This window comes from Microcystis viridis FACHB-1342 (genome assembly GCF_014698335.1).
Classification (GTDB): domain Bacteria; phylum Cyanobacteriota; class Cyanobacteriia; order Cyanobacteriales; family Microcystaceae; genus Microcystis; species Microcystis ichthyoblabe_A.
In genome coordinates this window covers 31,885-43,964 of the sequence record NZ_JACJSV010000041.1, presented here as the reverse complement: position 1 = coordinate 43,964, position 12,080 = coordinate 31,885, and the positions used below count along the sequence as shown (strand labels likewise).

The 12,080-nt window shown below is 41.6% G+C and carries 10 protein-coding genes; 5 read left to right on the top strand and 5 right to left on the bottom strand.

Features of this window, described 5'->3' with window-relative positions; translation table 11 throughout:
• The first annotated feature begins 288 nt into the window (after positions 1-288).
• From H6G40_RS14230 to H6G40_RS14220, 3 genes are all read left to right on the top strand, one after another.
• Positions 289-2,370 (top strand): NACHT domain-containing protein, encoded by a 2,082-nt coding sequence (locus H6G40_RS14230; RefSeq protein ID WP_069475029.1) that lies wholly within the window; start codon positions 289-291, stop codon positions 2,368-2,370.
• Between the two features lie 467 nt (positions 2,371-2,837).
• Positions 2,838-3,545, top strand: a complete 708-nt coding sequence (locus H6G40_RS14225) for a hypothetical protein (protein WP_069475030.1) — start codon at positions 2,838-2,840, stop codon at positions 3,543-3,545.
• A gap of 163 nt (positions 3,546-3,708) precedes the next feature.
• The gene (locus tag H6G40_RS14220) at positions 3,709-4,119 is read left to right on the top strand and encodes a VOC family protein (RefSeq protein ID WP_190537859.1); all 411 of its coding nucleotides are present in this window, start codon (positions 3,709-3,711) and stop codon (positions 4,117-4,119) included.
• Here the strand turns inward: H6G40_RS14220 and H6G40_RS14215 are convergent.
• The gene (locus H6G40_RS14215) at positions 4,086-5,270 is read right to left on the bottom strand and encodes a class I SAM-dependent rRNA methyltransferase (RefSeq protein WP_190537857.1); all 1,185 of its coding nucleotides are present in this window, start codon (positions 5,268-5,270) and stop codon (positions 4,086-4,088) included. The genes H6G40_RS14220 and H6G40_RS14215 overlap by 34 nt on opposite strands.
• Between H6G40_RS14215 and H6G40_RS23725 the strand changes: the two genes are divergently transcribed.
• Together H6G40_RS23725 and H6G40_RS14210 are read left to right on the top strand one after the other, a co-directional pair.
• A complete protein-coding gene (locus H6G40_RS23725) occupies positions 5,269-5,400 on the top strand; it encodes a hypothetical protein (RefSeq protein WP_002737283.1) in 132 nt (43 codons plus the stop codon). The genes H6G40_RS14215 and H6G40_RS23725 overlap by 2 nt on opposite strands.
• A 124-nt stretch (positions 5,401-5,524) precedes the next feature.
• A complete protein-coding gene (locus H6G40_RS14210) occupies positions 5,525-6,319 on the top strand; it encodes an MlaE family lipid ABC transporter permease subunit (protein ID WP_002735680.1) in 795 nt (264 codons plus the stop codon).
• A 471-nt stretch (positions 6,320-6,790) separates the two neighbouring features.
• Here the strand turns inward: H6G40_RS14210 and H6G40_RS14205 are convergent, their stop codons facing one another.
• From H6G40_RS14205 to H6G40_RS14190, 4 genes are all read right to left on the bottom strand, one after another.
• Entirely contained in the window at positions 6,791-8,164 is a 1,374-nt protein-coding gene (locus H6G40_RS14205; protein ID WP_190537855.1) for a TIGR03279 family radical SAM protein, read from the bottom strand.
• A 105-nt stretch (positions 8,165-8,269) separates the two neighbouring features.
• Positions 8,270-8,602 (bottom strand): DUF4164 family protein, encoded by a 333-nt coding sequence (locus tag H6G40_RS14200; RefSeq protein ID WP_002737391.1) that lies wholly within the window; start codon positions 8,600-8,602, stop codon positions 8,270-8,272.
• A 309-nt stretch (positions 8,603-8,911) separates the two neighbouring features.
• Positions 8,912-10,789, bottom strand: coding sequence for an ATP-dependent zinc metalloprotease FtsH4 (ftsH4, locus tag H6G40_RS14195; protein ID WP_190537853.1), 1,878 nt, complete (start codon positions 10,787-10,789; stop codon positions 8,912-8,914).
• 77 nt (positions 10,790-10,866) lie between these two features.
• Positions 10,867-12,051 (bottom strand): tetratricopeptide repeat protein, encoded by a 1,185-nt coding sequence (locus H6G40_RS14190; RefSeq protein WP_002735317.1) that lies wholly within the window; start codon positions 12,049-12,051, stop codon positions 10,867-10,869.
• Positions 12,052-12,080: the final 29 nt, after the last annotated feature.

The following is a 12,080-nucleotide window of genomic DNA, read 5'->3' as shown; positions in this document are numbered from 1 at the left end:
AGTTATCAGGATTCAGGAGTCGGGATTCAGGAGATTATTTTTATTTATTCTCCTCTCCCCTCTCTGGGCTCTTCTAGGTTCTGTGTGATAAGTTTAACTTACTATATGATCGATCGATCTTTGTGTCCTCTGTGTCTGGAGTGGTTCCCTCCACTCCCTCGCCAGCAGGACTATATCTCAGAATACATTTTACCCACCAAATCCAAAAGAGCCAGCGGGTTTCTGAGTTGTTGGGAAACCCGCTTTCTGGCTTATACTGAACTTCAGAGGGTTTACAGGGGTTAAGTTATGACAGGAATTGAAACAACCATTGTAACGGCATTGACTAATAATTTTATTGGTCAAATGATTAAATCGGGGTGGGAGGGTATTAATAAAAATGAGTTATTGAATAAAGATGTCGGACAGCTTTTCAAAGAGGGAAAGTATCTTTTTTTACGGGAATATACTCAACGTTACTGGGATCGGCACGGCATGATTAAGGTTTTAAAAATGTCTAAGCCGATGGATTTGGAGTCAATTTATATTAATGTCAAATGTTTAGGAAATTTAGTCAGGGATTATTATGATGAAAATTTAGAAAATAAATATCGTGAGAGTAAACAGCGACGGTTTAACTTTAGGGATGATGGTAAAAAAGATGGTTTACTTTTGGCTAATCAAAAACAATATTTAATGGTACTTGGTGATCCTGGTATTGGTAAATCTACATTTTTGCGAAAAGTTGGGCTAGAAGCTCTCAAGGGAAATAAAGACAGTTATCAGCATTCTCTAACACCTGTTTTACTGGAGTTGAAAAACTTTAAAGAAAACGAGATTAATATTCAGGTATTAATTGAAGAGGAGTTTAAAATCTGTGGTTTTCCCAATGTGGAAAAAAATATTAGCAATAAACTAGAAAAAGGGGAATTACTAATTTTATTAGATGGTTTGGATGAAGTGCCAACAGCTAATGTTTATAATGTAATCGAGAAAATTCAAGATTTTGTAGATAGGCATCATAAAAATCGTTTTATTCTCTCCTGTCGCACTGCTGCTAGAACTCATCTTCGACGATTTACCGATATTGAAATTGTCGAATTTGATGATCAGCAAATTCAAAGTTTTATTGAACATTGGTTTAGTTCGGAATTAGATCGGAAAAATGAGACGGCTAAAAATTGTTGGGAACTGTTGCAAAAGGAGGAGTATAAAAGTGCAAAAGAGTTAGCCCATACACCGTTATTGTTGACTTTTTTGTGTTTAGTTTATGATGAAAATCAATCTTTTCCCACAAATCGCAGTCGCCTTTATCAAGATGCGTTACGAATTTTATTGGAAAAATGGTCAGCCGAAAAACGTTTACCTAATCGCGGTTTAGTTTATGAAAATCTCAGTATTGAGCAAGAAGAAATTTTGCTGTCTGAAATTGCTTATCAGAATTTTGTAGCAGATAAACTTTTTTTAGAAAAACGAGAAGTTGTTAAGCAAATTAAAGATCACCTTAAACAAAACTTAAATGCTCCGCAACATCTGGACGGAGAAAAAGTATTAAAAACCATTGAAATTGAACAGGGAATTTTAGTAGAGCGGGCGAGAGATGTCTATTCTTTTTCTCATTTAACCCTTCAGGAATACCTCACGGCTCAGTATATCTATGACAATGATTTGATTGAAGAAACAGTTAAGAATTATGTAACAGAAACTCGTTGGCAAGAGGTGTTTTTGTTAGTGGCGGGTTTGATGCGAGGGAAAGCCGATAAATTGTTATTAGCAATGGAGAAAGAAGCTCAAGAATATGCGAAGAATGCCGAATTATCTAAATTTCTTGTTTGGGTAGAGCAAGCAACTGGTGAATTAAAAGAATCGGTTAAACCCTCTGCAAAACGCTCGATCATTCTTTTTGACAGATTAAATAAAGGGATTAATTTTACCAAGTGCTATAATCGAATACATTCAGATATGTATAATAATTACATAGATAATACTCCACAATTTGACGAACCTTTCCTTGAGCAATTAGATAAATTAAGACAAAAATATGTTGGTATTGATGTTTTGTATCAATATCATTATGGACATTTGTTAACCAGTGAACAAATGCAAAGTGAAAAAACAGCAACACATATTTTTGCATTGATTAGTTCAATTACAAAAAAAATACTAGGACAATTAGAATTTGATCAAATCTCAGCATTTTATGAAAAAATAATTCTAGATTTTTATAAGCAAAGTCCGATTGGGTTCTCTTCTTGGAGAACACCTGACTGGATTATATTTCAAAATTATCTATACGTTAATGAATTAATGCTAAGTTGCCAAAAAGTGGCTGTTAATATTTCCCCTACCGTTTGGCAAGAAATCGAAGAACGAATGCTCCGCGTTCCTTAACTTCTACTTTTTTTCTCAAATCTTGCCTTTCCAATTGGATGAGATTACCGAAATATTAAGTAGGTAGGCGTTAAAAATTATCAGATGCCCCCCTTATCAAGGGGGGACTAAGGGGGGATCGGCACCCCCCTTATCAAGGGGGGACTAAGGGGGGATCGAACCTAAAATCCATTTTTGAATTGGCGGGTTTTAGAAGAGGGGCGAACTTTAGCTGATTATAACATCCAAATAGAAAGCACATTACATCTAATGCAAAATTCACCGGTAACTGTTTTTGAACCTTCGGTAACAGCCGCTCTAATTTTTCTAGGGTTAGGGTCTATAATAGTAAGATCGACGAATCTTAATCAACGGAGGAAAAAAACAGACCAAAATGCTTTAAAATCGGGTAAAATAGTTCATAAATGAACTTCTCCTAAATATGGTGGCTAGGGCGATAATTAGTTTAGTATTAGTGAAAACTTGGAATGGTTCCGATGATGATGAAATTATTAGGATGTCTAGTCATTTTTGCAAGTTTAGTCAATGTTACACCAGGGATAGCAAATCATCCCCCCCGACAAGTTGCTCAAGCGTCTAGCACTTCTTCGATTCAAGGTTATTGTTTTTCGGTCGCTAATGATAATCTGGATGCTACCGCGAGGATTTATATTCAGGGAAATCAAGTCACGGGTCGGGTAGAAGCTACAATTCATAATGAACAAGCAGCTTATTATAGTTCCTATACTCAAACCTTACAAGGAACAAAAAAGGGGAATCAGTTAAACTTAAATATCACGACAAAAATTGAGTTAGACACCCAAAAAACTCAAGCAATCTGGACATTAACCGCAGATTCTTTGAATACGGGACGAGAAGTTTATCAAAGACAACCTTGTTTATTGTCTCAAATCTGGTTTGCACCAGGGACTAATAGCGCCACCGTCAATCAATCGGTTGTGCGAGGGAGTCGAAATATTTATCTCTTAAGAGCAAATCAAGGACAGAGAATGGATCTGAAAATTACATCATTAGAAAATAATGCCGTATTTGATGTGATTGCACCGAATGGGGAAATATTGACAACAGAAGCTACCCAATCTAGTCTAAAATTACCTGCTACTGGAAATTATGAAATAATTGTAGGGGGAACTCGCGGCAATGCCACCTATAAATTAAATGTTAAAATTCAATAAATAGTAGCAATGTCCACCCGAAGATACTTTCATTTGTGGAACTTTAGCCAAAAGATTGTCAACCACAACGGTAGCAGCATCAATCTTGAATCAGTAAACAGTTATCAGTTATTCAGTTATCAGTTTACTGTTTACCGATCACTGAAAAAGCTTGCCAACTCCAATGAATAACCCCCCCGATAGTCCATTCAATTACACAGAGGCTTTTATTGCCCTAGGCACGAGTAATTTCGATCGCTCGGTGCAGTTTTATCGTCAACTGTTGCAACAGGAACCAAACCCCTACCTTGCCGACGTTTATGCGGAATTTAGGCTGATTAACCTTAAGTTAGGTCTTTTTTGCCCTAAAGAGTCCCACAGAGAGGAATTTGGCGATTCTAGGGGCAGTGGCATGAGCATTTGTTTCGAGGTGGAGAGCCTCGAAAAAGCGATCGAGCATTGGAGCGAAATCGGCTATGGTGCTAGGGGAGAAATTAGCCAAACTTCCCACGGTCCGGAAATCTACATCTATGATCCGGATGGTAATCGTTTAATTTTCCATCAATCCACCGCTAAAACCAATCCTTTCAGGTAGGAACCTTCCGAGTGATAGATACTGGTGGGATGGTCTGCCGGTTGGCTTAAACGTGCTAAAATTCGCACTGGGCGAGCCGATTCAATAGCGGCAGCCATGACAGCCCCCTGAAAATGTTCTTCGTTAACCACTTGGGAACAGGAAAAGGTGAAAATAATACCTTGGGGGCGAATTTTCTGGAAAGCTTGGTGATTTAATCTTTTATAAGCCATAACCGCCTGATGACGGGATTGGATACTTTTGGCAAAAGCGGGGGGATCGAGGACAATCAGATCGTAATCCTCCTGACAGTCGCGCAGGAAGTTAAAAACATCGGCGCTGTAGGATTGATGGGGAACTTCACCGAGATTATTCAGGGCGATATTTTTTTCGGTAAGATCGATCGCACCGTGGGAACTATCAACGGAATCGACTAGGGCAGCCCCCGCTTGCATAGCATAGACGGAAAAGCCACCAGAATAAGAAAAAGTGTTTAAAACCCGTTTATTATGGGAATATTGAGATAATAAGGCTCTATTTTCCCTTTGATCGAGGAAAAATCCCGTTTTTTGTCCCTTTTCCCAATCAATAATAAAGCGATGGCCAGATTCTAACACCTCATCGCTGGTTTTTTGACCAAATAAGTATTTATTTTCGGAAATATGGGCGCTTTTCGCCAAAACTGCGGCACTTTTATCGTAAACTGCCCGTAAATTGTCAGCGTAGATAGTTTTCAGACAATCGACAATCAGATCGAGACGTTGGTATAAAGCTAGGGAATAAGCTTGAATAACCGCCGTGCCATTGTACCAATCGACGATTAAACTGGGTAAACCGTCTCCTTCAGCGTTAATTAAACGATAACAGTTAGTTTTCGGGTTATCCACTAAACCGATTTGTTGCCGCAGCTGATAGGCATTCTGGAATTTTTCGAGAAATAATTGAGCAATATCGCTGACTTTTGGGAAAGAAAGAATTTTAACGGCAATATTGCTAGGATTATACAGTCCAGTGGCTAGATATTCGCCTCGATCGCTATAAACCTCCACGATAGCACCCTCTTTGACTTCCCCCTCCATCTCTTTAATCGCCCCGGAAAATATCCAAGGATGGAATCGTTTAACAGCATCAATTTTATGGTTTCTCAGGATAATTTTCGGTAAATCTGGCATGGATAAAGAATCAGGGTTGATAGCTGACGGCTACTGGAAATTCTATTATCCCCTGCTGGCAGCACAAAACCATAGTTTCTTATCCCTCGATCGAGTGGCATCAAAGCAAGTCCCCACAATCGAGGGATAATCATACATGAGTAGAAAACGGGTTTCTCGGAGAAACCCGTTTTCTGTGCGTTACTCAACGGATTTAGTATCATAGGGAATTCTCGCCTATAATAAGTTAAATTTTAGCGATAGTCCCTCGACAAATGCCAAGGAAAAGTGATGCTGCCAGTGGTTTAAGTTTATGGTTTCAGCGTTTGGGCGCTGCCAGTTTATTAGCGGGACAAACTTTTTTGCATATTCTTAATGGCAAAATCCACCGGCGTAATACTCTCGAACAAATGAGCATTGTTGGACCAGAATCCTTGACAATTGCCCTAATTACTGCTGCTTTTGTGGGTATGGTTTTCACTATTCAGGTAGCCAGAGAATTTATTTTTTTTGGGGCGGGTAGTTTTGTTGGGGGAGTCCTTTCCTTGGCTTTAACAAGAGAATTAGCCCCGGTTTTAACTGCGGTGGTGGTGGCGGGGAGAGTTGGCTCGGCTTTTGCCGCCGAAATTGGTACAATGCGAGTAACAGAACAAATTGACGCTTTATATATTTTAAAAACCGATCCGATCGATTATTTGGTCATTCCCCGGGTGATTGCCTGTAGTTTAATGTTACCCCTGCTCACTATTATCTCTTTAGTCACGGGATTACTGGGTGGTTTATTGATTTCTGATAGTCTTTACGGTGTTTCCTATTCCCTATTCTTACAATCAGCCCAAAATTTTCTACAAACATGGGATTTAATTAGTTCTATGTTAAAGTCCCTAATTTTTGGGATTTTAATTGCCATTATCGGTTGCAGTTGGGGTTTAACCACCACCGGCGGTGCTAAAGGAGTTGGTCAATCCACTACCACGGCTGTGGTAACTTCTTTATTGGCGATTTTTGTGGCTAATTTTTTCCTCTCTTGGCTGATGTTTCAAGGGACTGGTAATGTGGAAATCGGCTAAGACAGTTATCAGTTATCAGTTATCAGTTATCAGTTATCAGTTATCAGTTATCAGTTATCAGTTATCAGTGCCAAGAAAACGGCAATTTTCTACTTAATAACGCTCACTAAAAACTCAAATCAATTTGGTCGAAATATCTATATTACATTTTGGGCGCACGCGATGCGCCCCTACCATTGGCGCAATAATATTATTGTAGGGGCGAATTGCATTCGCCCTCTTTTAATCACTTTTACTGCTCACCTATATGTGAGAGAAAGTCACAGATAGGAGATGCACCCAATCCGATTACCATAAACAGTTATCAGTGCCAAGAAAACGGCAATTTTTTACTTAATACCGCTCAGTAAAAACTCAAATCAATTTGGTCGAAATATCTATATTATATTTGGGCGCACGCGATGCGCCCCTACCATTGGCGCAATAATATTATTGTAGGGGCGAATTGCATTCGCCCTCTTTTAATAACTTTTACTGCTCACCTATATGTGAGAGAAAGTCAGAGAAAGGATTGAGAGTAAGACAAGTTTTAATTAATTCCTCCACTCCCAGGACTGGATAAATAGGGACTCTTAACTGATTAATAACAGTTTCTAGGGTGATATCATCTAAAAATACCGCTTCCCCATGCTTAAGCATGAGAGAAGGTAATAAAACCCCATCCCCAAGATTTTTACCTTGTAATCCTTTGAGAATATCTTGCCCGGTTAATAAACCCGTAACCGTGATTTCCTGCCCCCAATAATCACTATTTAAAGCCACTAATTCCACGGTTAAACCCTGCACCTTATTTAACTGTTTAACTAGGGGTTGAAAAGCTTGTTCTACCGCATTGCCCACTACCCATATTAACCGTCTAGAGGGAGTAATTTGAGCAGGCAATAACTTCTTGGCTGTCTTCTGAAAATCCCTAATAAATTGACGAATCGAGCCAACCCCGTTACCGATTTGGGGATAATCTTCGTAGTGAGATTGAGGGGGTAAATCGACTCGGGCAATTAAAAACCATTCATCGGCTAACCACAGCACATTACTGCCAAATTCTTGACGAAATTTTTTCTGTAAAGTTTGGACTTGTTCAATAACTTCTCGCGCTTTTTCTTGACTAACGGGAATTAATTCATCTTCTTGGGGACGAAAGCGGGTTAATCCCACGGGAACTACGGCAATCGACTCCACACAGGGAATATCTCCCCGATGAAAAGAAACCAGATCTAACAGAGTTCTTTCGAGATGAATTCCATCATTAATATTGGGACAAACTACCACTTGTGCATGAATTTGTAATTGTCTCGCTTGTAGCCACTTTAAATGGTCTAAAATTTGACCAGCGCGGTGATTTTTTAAGAGACGAATTCTCAGATCGGGTTCCGTGGCATGAACGGACACAAAAAGCGGTGATATCCGCATCTTTTCGATCCGCTGCCATTCTTTTGAGGTGAGATTAGTTAAGGTTAAATAACTGCCATAGAGAAAACTTAAGCGATAGTCATCATCTTTATAGTATAAAGTTTCTCTTTTGCCCTCTGGTTGTTGATCGATAAAGCAAAAAGGACATTTGTTATTACACTGAATTAAGCCATCAAAAAGGGCAGTTTCAAACTCTAAACCTAAGTCTTCATGATAATCTTTTTCGATTTTTACTTGGTGAGTTTTGCCCTGACTATCAAGCACTTCTAGGGTTAAAAATTCATCGGCACATAAAAATTGATAATCGATTAAGTCCCGGGGACGATTACCATTAATAGAGACGAGCGAATCCCCGATTTCAAAACCTACCTCGGCGGCGATCGAATCTGGGATGACACCACTAATTTTAGCTGGACGAATAGTTAATTCACTCATATTTTTAGGTCGCCATCCAATTATTTAACTGCATTTCCCAGAGAGTCTTTGGCTGCGTTTTAATATTTGTCAAGTTAATTCTACAGCATTTTAGGGCGATCGCTGTTAGGGATTGGGGAAAAAACCAAAAAGTTTAGCAGCCCCTCCTAAAATGGCCACAATCAGAGCGATGAGAATCCCCCGATTGGTAAATTCCTGATAGGCAACTCTTGCAGTTAACCCTTTAATTTCTGTGGTTAGTCGCTCATCCAAGGCTTTAATCTCCCCTTTGAGTTCGACTTGTCCTATTTCCACTTTCGTCAACCGTTCTTCTATCTTATCAAATCTCTCATCTACCTGATCAAATCTCTCATCGATCCGTTTTTCCAGAGAATCGATTTTCCCCTCAATCCTTGTCAGAACTGCTTCTAGGGAATAAGTGACGGTTTCGTTAGCCATTTTCTGTCTCCTTTAGCTCTTCTGGATTCACCATCGTGATCTCAATATCAGTATCGCTGATTTTTGCCTGCAAGTTTCAATCTCTAATAGGGGTTAAGATTAATGGGAACGCTGTAGGGTTGATTCATGAATCAACCCTACAAAGTATTAATCTCTAATAGGGGTTAAGATTAATTGGAACTTTTGGGGTTCTGGGACTGCGGAGAGGCAAAAGGAAGAATGAATAATCAGTTTTTAATAATCAGATTTAGTATAATGGCAAAAAACCCATCTTTGTTCAAGATGGGGTAAGGCAAAAATCAAATCAATCTAAACAGTAACAGGTTCTCGATCGAGGGGTTTAACGCGCTCGAGCAGTGCTTGCAATTGTTCCCCTTCAATCACCTCTTTACTGAGGATTTCTTGGGCAATTTCTTCGAGCAAATCGCGATTTTGAGCCAGGATATCCAAGGCCTGCTGATGACCATTTTCGACAATCTCTTTCACTTCATTATCGATCGCTTTGGCCGTATCATCGCTCACCAAACGCCGAGGATTCATCATACCATCTCCCAGAAAACTATTCTGTTGACCTTTTTCGTAGGCTAGAGGACCGAGAGTCTTACTCATACCATAGGTCGTCACCATGCGTTCGGCCAAGTCCGTCGCCCGCTGCAGGTCATTAGCAGCCCCAGTAGTAATACTACCAAAGATAATTTCCTCGGCGGCCCGACCACCTAAAAGAGTAGCAATTTGGTCGCGTAATTCCGTATCATCCATAAGGAAACGGTCTTCCGTGGGCATTTGCAGGGTATAACCGAGGGCTGCCATGCCGCGAGGCACGATCGAAATCTTAGCAACTTTACCACCCCCCGGCATAACTGCACCGACGAGAGCGTGACCAACTTCGTGATAAGCGACGATTTTCTTCTCTTTTTCCGAGAGAACCCGGCTTTTCTTCTCTAAACCGGCCACTACCCGCTCGATTGCCTCATTAAAGTCCTCTTGGGCGACGGTGCTGCGTTGATTGCGGGCTGCCAATAAAGCGGCCTCATTGACTAGATTAGCTAAGTCAGCACCAGCAAAACCGGGGGTACGGGTAGCAATCTGTTTTAAATCTGCATCCGAGCCTAATTTTACCTTACCTGCGTAGATTTCGAGGATTTTTAAGCGTCCAGCCAGATCGGGGCGATCAACTAACACTTGGCGATCAAAACGGCCGGGGCGTAAAAGGGCGGGATCAAGAGTTTCGGGGCGATTAGTGGCGGCCAGCACGATCACCGTCGCATCACCAGCGTTAAAACCGTCCATTTCCGTCAATAATTGGTTTAAAGTCTGTTCCCGTTCATCGTTACCCCCCATAAAATTACCGTTAGCGCGAGATTTACCGATCGCGTCTAATTCATCGATAAAAATAATACAGGGGGCTTTTTTCTTGGCCTGTTCAAACAGATCCCGCACTCGGGCTGCCCCTGCACCGACAAAGAGTTCCACGAATTCCGAACCTGAGATACTAAAGAAAGGAACCCCCGCTTCTCCTGCGACTGCTTTTGCCAGCAGGGTTTTTCCTGTCCCCGGCGGACCGACTAAGAGGACACCCTTGGGAATCCGCGCCCCGATTTGAATGTAACGTTGGGGATATTTGAGAAATTCGACGATTTCGGCCAATTCGGTTTTCGCTTCTTCCACACCGGCCACATCTTCAAAAGTGGTTTTGGTGGTGTCTCCTTCCACATAGACTTTAGCGCGACTTTTGGTAATCGATAAAGCCCCAGCTGGACCACCGCCACCGCTGCGAGCGAGGAAAAATTGCCAAATACCAACAAAAATCAGGGGAGGAATCACCCAACTAAGGACACTACCAATCCAGCCATTTTTTGGCGGTGGTGCGGCGGCGAATTCTACGCCCTTGGCTTCTAGACGTTTGGGCAATTCTAGGTCAAAAATCGGTGTAGTGCTGAAAACTCGTCCGTAGTTGCCCTCTTGGTCGTTTTTAAGCTGATAACGAATCTCATTCTGTCCCACGGATACCCTAGCGACGTTGCCATCTTCCACTTGGTCGATAAAAAGACTATAGGGAACTTTGGGGACGCTAGGGCCAAATAATTGCGGAAAAAGGAGGTTAACAATCAGAAATAAGCCGCCCACGGCTAATAAAACATTACCGATCAGGCGGGATTGTGAAGGAGGTTTGCTTTTTATACTCATTGCTGGGCCTGATTCATTAAAATTATTCTCTATCCTCTCCTCATTGTAGGCTGTTGACTGCTCAAGTTCAGATTAAATCAGGCAGGGGGATTACCGTCGTCTTCGGGCGGTTTTTGCTCTAGTAAAGCCTCTAGACGGGTTTGGGCAAGCTCAAAATCCGGCGCAATCCCTAAAGCTTTTTGATAACAGGCGATCGCTGCTTGGGTTTCGCCCAAATTTTCTAGGGTACTGCCGCGATTGTACCAAGCTTGATAAAAATTATCGTCCGCTTCTAGCACCTGTTGCCAACATTCTAAAGCCTCTTGCCAACGTTGCAGTCCGTATAGGGCGCTGCCTCTAGCGTTAATGACTTGGTGATCGTTGGGGGTGATTTCTAGGGCGCGATCATAACTACTTAACGCTTCTTCGTAGTTACCGATCATGGCTAAGGCACTACCACGATTATGCCAGGCCGAGGCTAATTGGGGATCGATCTTTAAGGCCTGTTCCCAATCAGCGATCGCATTTGACCAATTGCCTAAATTTGCCTGTTCTAAGCCCTGATGAAACCAATCTTCGGCAGTTTCAGGGTTTTTACCTTCCTGGGCGGAAAATTGAGCGATGAGACTATCAATAATGCTTTCTGCGTCCTTATTTTCGATGCCCAATTGTTCGGCCATTTGGCCCGCTAGGGTAGAATCGTTTTGCAGACGGTCAAATAATTCATCGAGGGTGAGGGTTTCTAATTGGGGATTTTCTGGGTCATTACCGTTAAAATCGCTAGTTTCACTGGAATATAAGAGATTTTCTGGGGGTTGCGGCAGGGAATAACTGCCCGGGGCCTCATCTTCCCCGGCGTATTCCCAGATTAAAGTGGCAGTTTCTTTGCTGTAGAGTTGATAACCGATCTCGTAGGAAGCTTCACCAATACGTTCAATCCCGGGGAAAGCGCGAGCTAATTCTCCCAAACGGATCATTCTGGTGGCGAGAATTTGGTTAAGGGAAGCGGAGGATTGCAGACGGGTGCCAAAGAGCTCTAACCATTCTACCCAATCTTTTTGCCGACCTCGATCGCCCAATTTCTCAAAAAATCTCAGAATTCTGCCTTCGTGCCAACCGTGGGCCACCCCATCGAGTAACTCCATATAGAGAAACTCGTAGTCTGTATCGGTTAGGGGAACAGATTCGATCGCTTGTACTTTCCCCTTTCCCCCTTGTCCCCCCAAAAGTCGGGTAAAAAAGTTTTCGATCGCACGCCAAAGTTTTCTTAAAAGTCCCTGCATTCTAATCTCGACACTGGTTTTATTAATCT